This is a genomic window from Mesorhizobium sp. B2-3-13 (assembly GCF_006442195.1).
Classification (GTDB): domain Bacteria; phylum Pseudomonadota; class Alphaproteobacteria; order Rhizobiales; family Rhizobiaceae; genus Mesorhizobium; species Mesorhizobium salmacidum.
In genome coordinates this window covers 42,027-57,235 of the sequence record NZ_VFVQ01000007.1, presented here as the reverse complement: position 1 = coordinate 57,235, position 15,209 = coordinate 42,027, and the positions used below count along the sequence as shown (strand labels likewise).

At 61.7% G+C, this 15,209-nt stretch carries 12 protein-coding genes; 6 read left to right on the top strand and 6 right to left on the bottom strand.

Annotation, left to right across the window (positions count from 1 at the left end; genetic code table 11):
- The first annotated feature begins 60 nt into the window (after positions 1-60).
- Both FJ941_RS10390 and FJ941_RS10385 read left to right on the top strand, forming a co-directional pair.
- Positions 61-882: an SDR family oxidoreductase gene (locus tag FJ941_RS10390; protein ID WP_140505237.1), complete on the top strand. Its 822-nt coding sequence runs from the start codon at positions 61-63 to the stop codon at positions 880-882.
- A 92-nt stretch (positions 883-974) separates the two neighbouring features.
- Positions 975-1,949 (top strand): alpha/beta fold hydrolase, encoded by a 975-nt coding sequence (locus tag FJ941_RS10385; protein WP_140505236.1) that lies wholly within the window; start codon positions 975-977, stop codon positions 1,947-1,949.
- A 105-nt stretch (positions 1,950-2,054) separates the two neighbouring features.
- Here the strand turns inward: FJ941_RS10385 and FJ941_RS10380 are convergent, their stop codons facing one another.
- Positions 2,055-3,479: a DEAD/DEAH box helicase gene (locus tag FJ941_RS10380; RefSeq protein WP_140505234.1), complete on the bottom strand. Its 1,425-nt coding sequence runs from the start codon at positions 3,477-3,479 to the stop codon at positions 2,055-2,057.
- Positions 3,480-3,890: 411 nt separating this feature from the next.
- On the opposite strand from FJ941_RS10380, the gene FJ941_RS10375 reads away from it, so the two are divergent.
- The gene (locus FJ941_RS10375) at positions 3,891-5,423 is read left to right on the top strand and encodes an acyl-CoA carboxylase subunit beta (protein ID WP_027145594.1); all 1,533 of its coding nucleotides are present in this window, start codon (positions 3,891-3,893) and stop codon (positions 5,421-5,423) included.
- A gap of 26 nt (positions 5,424-5,449) precedes the next feature.
- Here the strand turns inward: FJ941_RS10375 and FJ941_RS10370 are convergent, their stop codons facing one another.
- Positions 5,450-6,979: an NAD(P)H-hydrate dehydratase gene (locus FJ941_RS10370; protein ID WP_140505233.1), complete on the bottom strand. Its 1,530-nt coding sequence runs from the start codon at positions 6,977-6,979 to the stop codon at positions 5,450-5,452.
- 357 nt (positions 6,980-7,336) lie between these two features.
- Between FJ941_RS10370 and FJ941_RS10365 the strand changes: the two genes are divergently transcribed.
- A complete protein-coding gene (locus tag FJ941_RS10365; protein ID WP_006205430.1) occupies positions 7,337-7,675 on the top strand; it encodes a P-II family nitrogen regulator in 339 nt (112 codons plus the stop codon).
- Positions 7,676-7,758: 83 nt separating this feature from the next.
- Positions 7,759-9,168: a type I glutamate--ammonia ligase gene (glnA, locus tag FJ941_RS10360; protein WP_015317961.1), complete on the top strand. Its 1,410-nt coding sequence runs from the start codon at positions 7,759-7,761 to the stop codon at positions 9,166-9,168.
- Between the two features lie 661 nt (positions 9,169-9,829).
- Here the strand turns inward: glnA and FJ941_RS10355 are convergent.
- On the bottom strand, positions 9,830-10,870 hold the full coding sequence (locus FJ941_RS10355; RefSeq protein WP_140505231.1) for a glutamine synthetase beta-grasp domain-containing protein: 1,041 nt from the start codon (positions 10,868-10,870) through the stop codon (positions 9,830-9,832).
- Positions 10,871-11,181: 311 nt separating this feature from the next.
- Between FJ941_RS10355 and FJ941_RS10350 the strand changes: the two genes are divergently transcribed.
- A complete protein-coding gene (locus FJ941_RS10350) occupies positions 11,182-11,376 on the top strand; it encodes a DUF2735 domain-containing protein (protein WP_140505229.1) in 195 nt (64 codons plus the stop codon).
- A 79-nt stretch (positions 11,377-11,455) separates the two neighbouring features.
- Here the strand turns inward: FJ941_RS10350 and FJ941_RS10345 are convergent, their stop codons facing one another.
- The 3 genes from FJ941_RS10345 to FJ941_RS10335 form a co-directional block, all read right to left on the bottom strand.
- Positions 11,456-13,345 (bottom strand): MFS transporter, encoded by a 1,890-nt coding sequence (locus FJ941_RS10345; protein ID WP_140505228.1) that lies wholly within the window; start codon positions 13,343-13,345, stop codon positions 11,456-11,458.
- 184 nt (positions 13,346-13,529) lie between these two features.
- Entirely contained in the window at positions 13,530-14,321 is a 792-nt protein-coding gene (locus tag FJ941_RS10340; RefSeq protein WP_140505226.1) for an ATP12 family chaperone protein, read from the bottom strand.
- Positions 14,322-14,333: 12 nt separating this feature from the next.
- Positions 14,334-15,206: a DMT family transporter gene (locus FJ941_RS10335; protein ID WP_181169759.1), complete on the bottom strand. Its 873-nt coding sequence runs from the start codon at positions 15,204-15,206 to the stop codon at positions 14,334-14,336.
- Positions 15,207-15,209: the final 3 nt, after the last annotated feature.

Here is a 15,209-nt window from a genome sequence, read left to right as displayed (position 1 = left end):
CTTTTCATTCGATTTCTCCATCGCTAGAGCAAGACACTAATAACTCCGCGGGGCGCAAGCATGACACTCTATCGGGCCGATCCGAAACACGGCGTCGCATGGGTCACGGGCGGCAGCAGCGGCATCGGCCGCTCGCTGGCCAGGGATCTGGCGTCACAAGGGTATGCGGTGGCGGTGACAGCGCTGGACGACGATCCGATCGACACGCTCATCGTCGAGACCGCACAGATGCCGGGCAAGATCGTGTCCTTTCCCTGCGACGTCACCGACGAGCCGCGCATGGCAAAGACGGTGGCGGCGATCGAGAAGGACCTCGGGCCGATCGTGCTCGCCATCTTCAATGCCGGACACTACATCGCGACACCTGGAGAGTCGCTCGTCGTCAAGGACTTCCGCCGCTCCTTCGAGGTCAACTATTTCGGCATCATCAATGGGCTGGTGCCTGTGGTCGAGTATATGCGGGTGCGCGCGCGTGGCCATGTCGTTCTGGTCGGCTCGGTGACCGCCTATTTCGGCTGGCCGACCACGGCGGCCTATGGTGGCACCAAGGCGGCGATCAACATCCTGGCCGAGTCGCTGAAATATGATTTCGACAAGATGAACATCCGCGTCCAGGTGGTAAACCCCGGCTTCGTCGACACGCCACTGACCGAAAAGAACATGCTGCCGATGCCGGGCCTGATGCCGGTTGGCCGTGCGACGCGCCGCATGGTGAAGGGAATCAAGTCCGGCGGCTTCGAAGTCACCTTCCCGTATAGAACGAGCTGGCCGCTGAAAATTCTTGGCATGCTGCCAAGGCCTTTATGCAGATGGGTGATCAACCTGACGACCAGCTGGAAGGCACGGCCGCTGTATTATGAGCGCAAACCGCCCAACAAGTAGATGCCCACAGGATTGGTGGCTTGGCTGCCTGAACGGCCGTTGCCTGTGCATGGCCACCACCATAGCTTGAATGTTGTTGCGTGGAGTCTGCGATGGGGCGACGGATCGTGTTTGCTGTGCTGGGCCTGATCGCCATCCTCGCACTGGCCTCCGTATTGGGTCCACGCGTACCCGTCGACACCACGATCCGTTTCGATCCTTCCGTCATCGGTGACGACCCACAAGCCTATGTGGCAAAGGTTGAAGCCGCCATGCCCGGTATTCGCGACGGGCTGGAGAAGGAGATCGTCTGGGCGAACCCGATGGTGCACGCCAAGACGCCGCTGTCGATCGTCTACGTCCATGGCTTTTCCGCATCGAAGGGCGAGGTCCGGCCCTTGCCCGACGACGTTGCCGACCAGCTCGACGCCAACCTGTTCTACACCCGCCTCACCGGTCACGGCCAGGACGGCGCGGCGATGACGCAAGGCAGTGTCAATGCCTGGATCAACGACTATGAGGAGGCGCTCGCCATCGGCCGGGCGATCGGCGACAAGGTGATCGTCATCTCAACGTCGACCGGCGGCTCGCTGGCGGCCTGGGCGGCGACGCAGGCCGGTGCATCCGAGGGCGTGGCGGCCATTGCATTCATCTCGCCTAATTTCGGCGTGAAGGCATCCGGCGCCGAGGTCCTGACCATGCCATGGGGAAAGCAGATCGCCGAACTCGTCGCCGGCAGGGAACGCAACTTCGCGCCGCGCAACGCGCTGCATGAGAAATTCTGGACCACCAGATATCCGATCGCAGCGACAATGCCGATGCAGGCCCTGACGGAGCTAGCCTATGGCGCGCCCGTGGAGAAGGCGACCATCCCGGCTTTGTTCATCTTCTCGGATTTGGACAGAGTGGTGCGGGCCGACCGTACCCGCGAAATCGCCGCGCGCTGGGGTGGCCCGCATGAGCTGGTCCCCATCGAAAGCAGTGGCGATCCCGACAATCATGTCATCGCCGGCGACGCGCTGTCGCCATCCACCACGGCTTTCCTGGCGCAACGGATTGCTGTCTGGGTCGAGGCGGTGGCGAAGTAAGGTTCGGAGACGAAAAGGGCTGATGAAGCATTGCTTCATCAGCCCCTTTCTTTGTTGGTCAGTCACCAGCCAACCACCAAGGGTTGGCCAACTGCATAAGGCGTATTAAGCAGCTCGCGCCGCCGGACGCTTGCCGCCGAAGCGGCGCTTGTTGTTGCCCTTGAAGGGCTTGGCGCCTTCGGGCTTGCGTTCGCCGGCAAAGGCTGGCTTGTCGCCGAAACGCTTGTTGCCGAAGCCGTTGTTCTGCTTCTTCTCGCCGCCCGGTCGCCGGCCGTCGCGACGCCCATTGCGGTCGCTGCGATCATTGGCGGGTTCGAAGCGCTCGTTCTTTTCCGCCGGATTGCGTGCCGGATCGGGGCTGCCGAGATGGTCGGCAACAACAGGCAGCTTGGTGCGGATGATCCGCTCGACCTGGCGCAGCTTGCTGTTCTCCGAAGGATCGCAAAGCGTGATCGCGATGCCATCCATCCCGTTGCGACCGGTGCGGCCGATGCGGTGGACGTAGCTTTCAGCCTCGTCCGGCAGGTCGAAATTCACGACATGGCTGATGCCGGGCACGTCGATGCCGCGCGCGGCGATGTCGGTCGCGACCAGGATGCGCACCGAACCGTCGCGGAAATCATTCAGCGCCTTCTGACGGGCATTCTGCGACTTGTTGCCGTGGATAACGGCGGCCTTGAAGCCGTCGCGCTCGAGGTCCTTGGTCACCCGGTCCGCACCATGTTTGGTACGCGAAAAGATGATGACGGACTTCATCGCCTCATCGGCGAGCATCGTCGACAACACCTGGCGCTTCTGCTTGGTGCGGGCGAAGACGACGCCCTGGACGATTTCGGCGGCCGCAGTGCTTTGCGGCGAGACTTCGACACGGACAGGGTTCTTCAGGAGGCCCTTGGCGAGTTCAGCGATCTCGTCCGGCATGGTGGCCGAGAAGAGCGCCGTCTGGCGATCGGGCGCGGTCGCCTTGGCAATGCGCTTGACGTCGTTGATGAAGCCCATGTCGAGCATGCGATCGCCCTCGTCCAGCACCAGCCATTTGGTGTCGGAGAGGATGAGGTCGCCCTCGCGCACGAGGTCGGTCAAGCGACCGGGCGTGGCGATGAGGATATCGACGCCGGGAGCAACCTTCTTCACCTGGCTGAAGCGCGAGACGCCGCCCAGCACGAGTGCCGTCGAGACATGCGCGCCTTTGGCGAGGATCTTGATGGTGTCCTCGATCTGCACCGCAAGTTCGCGGGTCGGCGCCAGGATCAGCGCGCGGGTCGTCTTGGCGCGCCGCTTGGTGCCGAGCGCGATGATCTTCGATAGGATCGGCAGCGCAAAGGCCGCGGTTTTGCCGGAGCCGGTCTGCGCAATGCCGAAAATGTCACGGCCTTCCAGCTGCGGCGGGATGGCCTGCATCTGGATCGGCTTCGGTTCGGCGAATCCGGCATTGTGGGTGGCCTTGAGCAGCGCACCCGTAATTCCCAGCGCCGCGAAACCGGAGAGTTCCGCGGTGTCGTTGCCGGGCAAAGTGTTTTCGTTGGTCAAAATAATCTTCTTTCACGCGGCCTCTGGCCGCAAACGTCAATCGCGGCAGGGCGCAACCTGCCGTCGAAAATTTGATATGGAACGACAAGGCGGGCGGACACGTGCGTCCACTCGGCTGCGCTGTCGTGCCCGCAGGCATCATGCCACGGGGCTTTTTCGCCACTTTGTGATGTACCGGAAAGAGGGGCCGATATACCGGAAAGAGGGAAAACAGACGCAACCAGTCTCATTTGTCGAGAAGGCCGGAATCTCCCGGCCCAAGCGCCTATGGGTTGCATATGGCTGAGTTCGCCCCGGAATGCAAGAGGCGCGATGTTGCGGTGCAGCAAAAACCAACCAAAAGCCGACGCTTGCGCTCCCCGACGGGCATCATTACCACAAACGCAGCTTCCGTTTTCTGGGGACCGAGCGATGAAAGACGTGCTGAAGGAACTCGAGCGGCGGCGTGACATCGCCCGCATGGGTGGCGGCCAGGCCCGCATCGACGCCCAGCACAAGAAGGGCAAGCTCACAGCGCGCGAACGCATCGAGGTGTTCCTCGATGAGGGTTCTTTCGAGGAGTTCGACATGTATGTCGAGCACCGCTCGACCGACTTCGGCATGGAGAAGACCAAGATCGCAGGCGATGGCGTCGTCACCGGCTGGGGCACGGTCAACGGCCGGCCGGTCTATCTCTTCGCCAAGGATTTCACGGTGTTCGGGGGCTCGCTGTCGGAAGCCCATGCCGAAAAGGTCATCAAGGTGCAGGAGATGGCGCTGCGCAATCGCGCGCCGATCATCGGCCTCTACGATGCCGGGGGCGCGCGCATCCAGGAAGGCGTCGCCGCCCTCGGCGGGTATGCCGAGATCTTCCAGCGCAATGTGCTCGCTTCGGGTGTCATTCCGCAGATCTCCGTCATCATGGGCCCTTGTGCCGGCGGTGACGTCTATTCGCCCGCGATGACCGATTTCATCTTCATGGTGCGCGATACCTCTTACATGTTCGTCACAGGGCCGGATGTGGTGAAGACCGTGACCAACGAGACGGTGACCGCCGAGAGCCTCGGCGGCGCTTCCGTCCACACAACGAAATCCTCGATCGCCGACGGCGCCTATGACAATGACGTCGAAGCACTCTTGCAGATGCGCCGGCTGGTCGACCTGTTGCCAGCTTCCAATACGTCGGAGCTCCCCGAGATCGAATGCTACCAGTCGGTCACCGACCATGACATGTCGCTCGACCGGCTGATCCCCGACAATGCCAACAAGCCCTACGACATCAAGGAGCTGATCCTGAAGGTCGCCGATGAGGGTGATTTCTTCGAGATCCAGCAGAGTTTTGCGAAGAACATCGTCACCGGTTTCGGCCGGGTAGAGGGCCGCACGGTCGGCTTTGTCGCCAACCAGCCAATGGTTCTGGCGGGCGTGCTCGATTCCGACGCCAGCCGCAAGGCGGCGCGCTTCGTGCGTTTCTGCGACTGCTTTTCAATCCCGATAGTCACCTTCGTCGATGTTCCGGGTTTTCTGCCCGGCACGGCGCAGGAGTATGGCGGCCTGATCAAGCATGGCGCCAAGCTGCTTTTCGCCTATGCCGAGGCGACCGTGCCGAAGATCACCGTCATCACCCGCAAAGCCTATGGCGGCGCCTACGACGTCATGGCGTCGAAGCATCTGCGCGGCGACATGAACTATGCCTGGCCGACGGCGCAGATCGCCGTTATGGGGGCGAGAGGCGCGGTCGAGATCATCTACCGCAAGGACATCGGCGATGCCGAAAAAATCGCTGCCCATACAAAGGCTTACGAGGACCGCTTCCTGTCGCCGTTCGTAGCCGCCGAGCGCGGCTATGTCGACGAGGTGATCATGCCGCACTCGACCCGCCGCCGTATCGCCCGGGCGCTTCGCATGCTGCGCAACAAGGATATGCAGAACCCCTGGAAGAAGCACGACAACATTCCGCTGTGAGCTGGTGTCGCGGGCATCGCGGTTGATCAGCGCCCGCCTCCGGCAGCAACCAGTTCGCGCAGCACCGGCATCATCGCCTGCGGCAAATCCTCGGCGACCAGCCCCGGCCCGAACCGACTGCCGGTCTCGGCGTGAATCCAGACCGCCGCGCAGGCCGCTTCGAAGGCCGGCATGCCTTGCGCAAGCAGTCCGGCCGTGATGCCGGACAACACATCGCCCGACCCAGCGGTGGCAAGCCAGGCCGCGCCATTGGAATTGATCGCTGCCCTGCCGTCCGGAGCGGTGATCACCGTATCGGCGCCCTTGTAGACGATGACGGCATTGGCTCGTGCGGCCGCCGCGCGTGCCTTGTCAAGCTTCGATGAGGCATTGTCATCGGCGATGCCAGGAAACAGCCTGGCGAACTCCCCTTCATGCGGTGTCATCACCAGCGCGGGCGCGTTCGGCCCGCGGGCGGCTTCGAACAAGACATCTGGCGCCTCACGAAACGAAGTGATCGCGTCGGCGTCGAAGACCAGGCCGGCAATTCCAGTGGACGCGGCCGCTGGCTTGCCCAACGCGAGTAGCGCAAGCGCGAACGCCTGGGTTTTTTCACCGACGCCAAAGCCAGGCCCGAGAACAAAGGCCGATGGCCGGCGCTCCTCGACAAATGCCTCAATGTCGGCAGCGTCGTCGGCCCTGCGCAGCATGATCGAGGTCAGGTGCGCGGCATTGACCTGCATGGCGTTGCCCGGCGACAGGACCGTCACCGCCCCTGCCCCGCTTCGGGCAGCGCCAAATGCAGAGAGCCGCGCCGCGCCGGTGGCATTGGGGCCGCCGGAAAAGACACCGACATGGCCGCGCTTGTATTTGTGCGCGTCGACGGCCGGCACCGGCAAATAGCGCAACCAAAGCGCTGGTCCATTCTCGAACGTCCGGGGCTGGAGCCTTGCAATGATCTCCAGCCCAATGCCGATATCGGCAAGCACGATCTCGCCGCATCGCTCCCGGCCGGGCAGGAGCAGATGGCCGGGCTTCTTGCGCGCAAAGGTCACTGTGAGCTCGGCCGAAAACGACCTGCCGAGCACCTTGCCGCTGTCGCCGGCAATGCCGGAAGGCAGGTCGACCGCGACAACCGGCAAATGCAGGTCGGTGACCAGATCGACCGCCCTGGCGGCCTCACCCGACAGCCGCTTGGACAGCCCTGCCCCGTAAAGCGCATCGACGACGATCGAGCCGGGTCCGGCATCCAAGTCCGATAGCGGCCGGGGCTTGATTGGGCATTCGGCGGCGGCGAGTGCCGCATCGCTATGCGGCTTCGGCGGGGCAGACGCCCAGACCGTGGTGGCGACGCCGCTGCCGGCGAGGATCCGGGCAACGACATAACCGTCGCCACCATTGTTGCCCGGGCCGCACAACACATGGACGTGCGCCGCCGCTGGATAGCGCCTGAGCACTTCGGCCGCGACGGCTTGACCTGCACGTCGCATCAATTCAATGCCGTCGGTTGGACCTGCTGCAATTGTCAGCCGATCCGCCTCGTCCATCTCGGCGGAAGTAAGAAGTTCGTGGCTCATGGATTGCCGATCCGCATTCGATCAAGCATTGTCCAGTTTTCGGCTCGACGCAAACGGGGAGGAGCTGGCGCTGTCATGACCATGTCGATCGGCGCAAGGATCGCAGGCACCAAGCTGCGCACCAGATGAGCAATTTGCCCAGATATTGGGCAGACATGCACAGGAGTGCCGGATAGGCTACAGCCATTCATGCCGCTTCCAATGCAGCGCATGACGCGAATTTGCATCTGGGGGTAACATAGCTTTGAAATCGCATGACACCGCTTCTGTTCCCTCCGACTGGCACAGTTCGTGCTTGATTGAGGCGCAAGCGGGGGCTCACAACCCGTTTTTTTGGCAGTGGAGGCCACTTTTTACATGAAAAAGATCGAAGCGATCATCAAGCCATTCAAGCTGGACGAAGTGAAGGAAGCGCTTCAGGAGGCCGGACTGCAAGGCATCACCGTGACCGAGGCCAAGGGGTTCGGGCGCCAGAAGGGTCACACCGAACTCTACCGCGGCGCCGAATATGTCGTCGACTTCCTGCCCAAGGTGAAGATCGAGGTCGTGCTCGGCGACGATGCCGTGGAAGGCGCGATCGAGGCCATCCGCAAGGCGGCCCAGACCGGCCGCATCGGCGACGGCAAGATATTCGTCTCCAACATCGAGGAAGTCGTGCGCATCCGCACCGGCGAAACCGGAATGGACGCGGTTTGATCCGAGCCGGCCATCCTCTAAGACCGGCCATCCTCTAAGAAACGTCATCCATCAAAAAACGTCAGCACACAGGGATACATGACATGACGACAGCCAAAGACATCATGAAGCAGATCAAGGACAACGACGTGAAATTCGTCGACCTGCGCTTCACCGACCCGAAGGGCAAGCTGCAGCACGTGACGATGGATGTTGTCGAGGTCGAGGAAGACATGTTTGCCGACGGCGTCATGTTCGACGGCTCTTCGATCGCCGGCTGGAAGGCCATCAATGAGTCCGATATGGTACTGATGCCCGATCCGGACACGGTCCACATGGATCCGTTCTTCGCGCAGTCGACCATGGTCATCCTGTGCGACATCCTCGATCCGGTCTCGGGCGAATCCTACAACCGCGATCCGCGCGGCACGGCCAAGAAGGCCGAGGCCTACATGAAGTCGGAAGGCATCGGCGACACCATCTATGTCGGCCCGGAAGCCGAGTTCTTCGTGTTCGACGACGTCAAGTACAAAGCGGATCCCTACAACACCGGCTTCAAGCTGGATTCGACCGAACTGCCGTCGAACGACGACACCGATTACGAGACCGGCAATCTCGGTCACCGCCCGCGCATCAAGGGCGGCTATTTCCCGGTGCCGCCGATCGATTCGGCACAGGACATGCGCTCCGAAATGCTGACGGTGCTCGCCGAAATGGGCGTGCGCGTCGAAAAGCATCACCATGAGGTGGCCGCCGCCCAGCACGAACTCGGCATCAAGTTCGACACGCTAGTCCGCAACGCCGACAAGATGCTGATCTACAAGTACGTCGTGCACCAGGTCGCCAATGCCTATGGCAAGACGGCGACCTTCATGCCGAAGCCGATCTTCGGCGACAACGGCTCGGGCATGCACGTCCACCAGTCGATCTGGAAGGGCGGCAAGCCAACTTTCGCCGGCAATGAGTATGCCGGTCTGTCGGAGAGCTGCCTGTTCTACATCGGCGGCATCATCAAGCATGCCAAGGCGATCAATGCCTTCACCAACCCGCTGACCAACTCCTACAAGCGTCTGGTGCCGGGCTACGAGGCGCCGGTGCTGCTCGCCTATTCGGCGCGCAACCGTTCGGCGTCCTGCCGCATCCCATTCGGCAGTTCACCGAAAGCCAAGCGCGTCGAAGTCCGCTTCCCGGATCCGGGCGCGAACCCCTATCTCGCTTTCGCCGCCATGCTGATGGCCGGCCTCGACGGCATCAAGAACAAGATCCACCCGGGACAGCCGATGGACAAGGATCTCTACGACCTGCCGCCGAAGGAGCTGAAGAAGATCCCGACCGTCTGCGGTTCGCTGCGCGAAGCGCTCCAGAGCCTCGACAAGGATCGCGGCTTCCTGAAGGCCGGCGGTGTCTTCGACGACGACCAGATCGACAGCTATATCGAGCTCAAGATGGCCGAAGTGATGCGCTTCGAAATGACCCCGCATCCGGTCGAATACGATATGTACTATTCGGTCTAAGATTCCGTTCGGATAGTGTTTCGAAGCCCTTGAAGGATTTCCCCCTTCAAGGGCTTTTTGCTGATCCAAGGAGGACGCATCTCAGCTGGGGCAGCCGGCCCTCTTGGCCGCCGCAGAAGACCTCCGATTGGGTGGCAAAAAACCCGTTCGAGCAAGTTGGCGGATGGCCTTTCGGGACGCAATCGAACGCCAGGAGCGAGCGGCGCACTGCCTCAGGCTGCAATGCCCGCTCGTCCGGCGCCCCGCCAATGCCGTCGTTCACGAAACCCCCGCCCCGTTCGAACAGCATCGCTTTGGCGTAACCCCCAAGGCGACGAATACGCATGCCGCGGCGTGGCCTGTCAACGCCGCCTGCCGGAGGCACAAATCGCCGATTTCGATGCATGAACAGTGGCTTATATAAAGGATCGGTGTGTACGGACGAGCTGAAACAGGCTGTTTTCCGGGCTTTTTCAATGAAACTCGGAAATGCATGAGACGAGTGGCGGCAAGGGGCGTCAACCAAAGCCTCTCGTTCGGCTGAAATTGCCCGTCCCTTTTCAACCTGACTTTTTTTGGGGGAATTCGCCGTTCCGGCAAAAAAGGCCCGGGCGTTTCCGCCGGGCCTTTTCCACAATGAACATCCGCGTGCGGCGCGGAGCTGACCACGCCGCAAAGAGAATCAGGCAGCGGCCGAAACCTCTGCGCTCGCCGGCACCGAAGCGATCGTCTTCAGGATCTGCGAGGCGATCTGGTAGGGGTCGCCCTGAGAATTCGGACGGCGGTCTTCCAGATAGCCCTTGTAGTCGTTCTTGACGAACGAATGCGGGACGCGGATCGAGGCGCCGCGATCGGCGATGCCATAGCTGAACCTGTTCCACGGCGCTGTCTCGTGCTTGCCGGTCAAACGTTTGTCGTTGTCCGGGCCGTAGACGGCGATGTGGTCCATCAGGTTCTTGTCGAAGGCCGCCATCAGCGCTTCGAAATAGGCCTTGCCGCCGACTTCACGCATATAGGACGTCGAGAAATTGGCATGCATGCCCGAGCCGTTCCAGTCGGTGTCGCCGAGCGGCTTGCAGTGGTATTCGATGTCGATGCCGTACTTCTCGGTCAGGCGCTGCATCAGATAGCGGGCCATCCACATCTGGTCGGCGGCCTTCTTGGAACCCTTGCCGAAAATCTGGAATTCCCACTGGCCCTTGGCCACTTCGGCATTGATGCCTTCGTGGTTGATGCCGGCCGCGAGGCAGAGATCAAGATGTTCCTCGACGATCTGGCGCGCAACGGAGCCGACATTCGAATAGCCGACGCCGGTATAGTACGGGCCCTGCGGCGCGGGATAGCCGCTTTCGGGGAAGCCGAGCGGACGGCCATCCTTGTAGAAGAAATACTCCTGCTCGAAGCCGAACCAGGCGCCTTCGTCGTCGAGGATGGTGGCGCGCTTGTTGGATGCATGCGGCGTAACGCCGTCGGGCATCATGACTTCGCACATGACGAGCACGCCGTTGGTGCGGGCCGGATCGGGATAGACGGCGACCGGCTTCAGCACGCAATCGGAGCTATGCCCCTCGGCCTGCTGCGTCGAGGACCCGTCGAAACCCCACAGCGGCAGCTGATCGAGCGTCGGGAACTCGGCGAATTCCTTGATCTGCGTCTTGCCGCGAAGATTGGGGACCGGGGTGTATCCATCGAGCCAGATATACTCGAGCTTGTATTTGGTCATTCTAGAGCCTCTCGTTGCTTGGACACCGCAAGCAGGCGATGTCGATGCATGGCCGAAACAGGCCGGCCTGCCGATGATTAAAAAGCAATTCGTATGCCACTCGGCCTCGGACGGGTGCGGCAAAATGGTCATGCCAAGGCTTTGATTTTGCTGAGCCGTCTCAGCAATGCGTCAAGATCGCCCAAACGGCAATACTGCTTAAATCATAGGCAAATCATGATCTTTTCATGAGCATATTGCCTAAATGAATCGCAGAACCTATTTTGATGAGAACTGAATCGGCAAGCTTCTGAAAAGCAGGGAGACCGGCAATGCAAGTCACGCAATCGCGTCCGTCGGCGAAAATCCTGATGTTCCCGCTGGCAGCGCGCAAATCTGCCTTAAATTTAGGCGCCAAGGCCAAATTCGCGGCAGAGCTTGCCGCGCTTCGCGGCGAGCACGCCGATTCCGATGGCTGGTATCACGAGGCCGCCGTCGAGGAAGAGAACCCGCAACGGAAGAGCTGAAGCCCTCCACGTCGATCTCACATGAAAAAGCCCGGCGCGATCGCTCGCGCCGGGCTTTTCGCTCGTATCGGCCGATCGGCTACTCCTTGGCGTGCAGGTCGGTACCGAGCGTATCCTTGACGAAGATCATGCCGATGATCAGCGTCATTGCCGCGATTACCACCGGATACCAGAGGCCATAATAGATATCGCCCTTGTAGGCGCTGAGCGCGAACACCGTCGCCGGCAGCAGGCCGCCGAACCAGCCATTGCCGATGTGGTAGGGCAATGACATGCCAGTGTAGCGAATGCGAGTCGGGAACATCTCGACAAGGATCGCCGCGATCGGCCCGTAGACCATGGTCACGAACAGCACCAGGATGAACAGGATACCGATTGTCATCGGCCAGTTCACCGCCGCCGGATCGGCGAACATGGCGAAGGCGCCGCCGCCCGGTATGTTGTAGACGGTGACCTCGGGTGCGCCCGCTGCCTCCTCGGTAGTCAAGAGCTTGTCCTTGACCGCCTGATCAATCGGCACAGTCGCCTTCTCACCGGCACGGATCGCGGCAGCGTCCAGCTTCAGTTCCGGGTTGGCGGCAACAAACGCATCGAGTTTCGGGTCCGCAACCTTGATCGCCGCACGCTTCAGCGGATAACCGCCGTCCCGCAGGGACATGTTGACAGCCTTGGCGAAGGCCGCGTCCTTGGCCTTGGCCTGATCGCCGGCGGCGACCGCGTCGTAGGACGCCACCGTCTCTGTACCAATCTTGACTGACGCGGCCGTCCCGGGCGCGGCCGTCGACACCACATCGTACGGAACCGAGTTCTTGGTCAGGAACGAAGTCGCGATGTCGCAGGACGTCGTGAATTTCGCGGTTCCGACCGGATTGAACTGGAACCTGCAGTCGCCGGGTGCTGCCGTCACAGTTGCCCGAGTGCTCTGCTGTGCCTTGGCGAGCGCCGGATTGGCGGCCCAGGTCAATGCCTTGAACAGCGGGAAGGTGCAGACTATGGCAAGCGCCAGGCCAGCCATGATGATCGGCTTGCGGCCGATCTTGTCGGAGAGCCAGCCGAACACGACGAAGAAGATCGAGCCGAGCGCCAGCGCGACGGCGATCATGATGTTGACCGACTGCGCGTCGACCTTCAGCACGTTTTGCAGGAAGAACAGCGCGTAGAACTGGCCATTGTACCAGACGACGGCCTGACCGGCGGTGAGGCCGAGCAGCGCCAGGAGAGCGATCTTCGCGTTTTTCCACTGACCAAAGGCTTCCGAGAGCGGCGCCTTGGAGCCCTTGCCCTCGTCCTTCATCTTCTGGAAGGTCGGGGACTCCGAGAGAGACAACCGGATCCAGATCGAAATGGCGAGCAGCAGGAAAGAGACGATGAAAGGAATGCGCCAACCCCAGGCGGCGTAGCTCTCCTTGCTCAGCGATCCCTGCACAATCAGGATGACGATCAGCGACAGAAACAGGCCGAGCGTCGCTGTCGTCTGGATCCAAGAGGTGTAAAAGCCGCGGCGGTCATCGGGCGCGTGCTCGGCGACATAGGTCGCCGCACCACCATATTCGCCGCCCAGCGCCAAACCCTGCAGCATGCGCAGGGCAATCAGGATCACCGGAGCAGCGATGCCCAGGGTTGCATAGCCGGGCAACAGGCCGACCAGGAAGGTCGACAGGCCCATGATCGTCATGGTGACCAGGAATGTGTATTTGCGGCCGACGAGGTCGCCGATGCGACCGAACAGCAGCGCGCCGAACGGACGCACCAGGAAACCTGCGGCAAAGGCCAGCAGCGCGAAGATGTTGCGCGTTGCCTCGGGAATCGTCGGACTGAAAAAGGTCGAGCCGATGAAAGCCGCCAGCGAGCCGTAGAGATAGAAATCATACCATTCGAAAACGGTGCCGAGCGAGGAAGCGAAGATGACTTTCTTCTCCTCCCGCGTCATGCCCCGGCTCCTTCCGCCGACGGTCGATGCCATTGCCATTGAGTTATCCTCCCGTGAGACCCAGCCCTAGATGCTGTGCGCCAACGTCCGCGTTCTCCTCCGAACGCGGACTCGAAAAGCGCAGCCAGCACATGAAAAATGGCAGAAAGCGCCGGGGAAAGGCACCGCGACGATGGGATTATGACTTTCGTATTAGGTGCAGTGCGAAGGCGGAGCGAAGCGCTCAGGCCCGCAGCGCTTCGAGCAAGCTGACAGCGGCCATCATGTCTCGTTTGCGGGCGGCACGACGCGCGGCTGCTTCGGCGTCCTGTCCCCAATGCGCGATCTGCCAGTCCTCGTCGACATGGCCGGCGGCCCAGGCCTCCTCGCCATCGAGCTCGCCGAAATCGACCGCCAACGCCAGCAATGCCGATCCGGTCAGCGATGTCATGACATGAATGGCGGCCAGGCGCAGCGGCTCGGCGCGCTGCGCCAGATGGCTGCCCAGCACGGCAATGGTTTCGCGCGGCTGCTCGACATGGATGATACCCTCGGCAAGGTTGAAGCGAACCCCAAGCGCGGCGCGTGCCCAGTCGATGACGGGATCCCACTGCTCGTTCTGCCGCGCGACCAGCCCTTGCGGGGCATCGGCGCGGTAACAGAGCAGATCCGACGAGGCAAAACGCAGAATGTCTTCCAGCACCGCCTGAGGATCGCTGGCCACGCCATCGATGGCGGTGTTGACCAGCCGCATCACCGGCATCGTCACCGGATTGATCGTCTCGCCCTGTTCCGCGAACTCGCCGGCAACCAGCGCCGCGGCCGTTTCAGTCGGCAGCGCCAGCAGCGCCTTGCCCGGCGTGCGCACCGGCCTGCCGTCGAGTTGCACCGCAAAACCAGCTTCCACCGGCACGACCGAGACCTCCTTGTAGAAGCGCTTGGGCAGCGGCATCTTCATCTGGATCTGGGCGCGACGTACCGGATCCGGATCGGAAAGATACTTGGCCGCTTCAAGGTCGTTGAGGATGTCACGCATGAAGTCTCTTTCTCACACCGGTGTCAGCTTGCGCGCCGGCCGGTTGACGATGATCAGCCCCGCCGCAATCAAGCCAAGTGCCAGAAAAATGCGAATGGTCAGCGGCTCGTTCAAGATGATCGCACCGCATAAAACACCGAAGACCGGCGACAGGAAGGTGAAGCTCGACAGCCCTGAGGCCGGATAGCGGCGCAGCAGCCAGAACCACAGCACGTATGTAAAGGCGACGATATAGATTGCCTGGAAAAGCAGCGCCAATGTCGGCAGCAAGGCTGGATCGCGAACGGGTGGGCCAGCGAGAGGCATTACCAACACGCCAACGATCGCCGCGCCGGCGAGTTGATAGAGCAGCAGCTTCTCCGCGCTTGCCTCGACCAGTTTCGATCGTTTGATGAGGATGTTGGTCAGGGCCCAGAAAAACCCGGAACCAAGGCTCAGGAGATCGCCGAACAGCATGTTTCCGGTACCCCCGAGCTTGTCGGAAAAAACGGTGGCGAGACCCGCGAAAGCCAACAGCAGGCCAAGGAACTTGCGCGTGGTGATCTGTTCGCCGAGCAGAAAGTGGCCGCCGATCAGCATCCAGAACGGCATTGAGTTGACCAGCAGCGTGTTGCGGGCAACGGTGGTGTGCTCCAGCCCGACATAGAGGCAAAGGAACTCGACGCCGAAAAGCACGCCGACCGCGATGCCGGCCAGCAATGTCCCATCCCTGGTGAAGAGCGCAATGCCGCGCCAGCGGCACCAGAGGAAGACGCAGAAGCCGCCAATGACCGAGCGTGCGATTGACAGGAAGACTGGGTCGTAGCCGGCGTAGGAGATCTTGGCGGCGACGTAGTTCAGGCCCCAGGAAAAGGTCAGCCCGACCATGATGGCGGCGGCGGCCATATC

Excerpts from the sequence above, each read along its gene's own strand:
- FJ941_RS10365 (WP_006205430.1), top strand. The coding sequence starts at position 7,337 with ATGAAAAAGATCGAAGCGATCATCAAGCCATTCAAGCTGGACGAAGTG.
- FJ941_RS10350 (WP_140505229.1), top strand. The coding sequence starts at position 11,182 with ATGCAAGTCACGCAATCGCGTCCGTCGGCGAAAATCCTGATGTTCCCG.
- FJ941_RS10370 (WP_140505233.1), bottom strand. The coding sequence starts at position 6,979 with ATGAGCCACGAACTTCTTACTTCCGCCGAGATGGACGAGGCGGATCGG.
- FJ941_RS10340 (WP_140505226.1), bottom strand. The coding sequence starts at position 14,321 with ATGCGTGACATCCTCAACGACCTTGAAGCGGCCAAGTATCTTTCCGAT.
- FJ941_RS10375 (WP_027145594.1), top strand. The coding sequence starts at position 3,891 with ATGAAAGACGTGCTGAAGGAACTCGAGCGGCGGCGTGACATCGCCCGC.
- FJ941_RS10335 (WP_181169759.1), bottom strand. The coding sequence starts at position 15,206 with ATGGCCGCCGCCGCCATCATGGTCGGGCTGACCTTTTCCTGGGGCCTG.
- FJ941_RS10345 (WP_140505228.1), bottom strand. The coding sequence starts at position 13,345 with ATGGCAATGGCATCGACCGTCGGCGGAAGGAGCCGGGGCATGACGCGG.
- glnA (WP_015317961.1), top strand. The coding sequence starts at position 7,759 with ATGACGACAGCCAAAGACATCATGAAGCAGATCAAGGACAACGACGTG.
- FJ941_RS10385 (WP_140505236.1), top strand. The coding sequence starts at position 975 with ATGGGGCGACGGATCGTGTTTGCTGTGCTGGGCCTGATCGCCATCCTC.
- FJ941_RS10355 (WP_140505231.1), bottom strand. The coding sequence starts at position 10,870 with ATGACCAAATACAAGCTCGAGTATATCTGGCTCGATGGATACACCCCG.
- FJ941_RS10390 (WP_140505237.1), top strand. The coding sequence starts at position 61 with ATGACACTCTATCGGGCCGATCCGAAACACGGCGTCGCATGGGTCACG.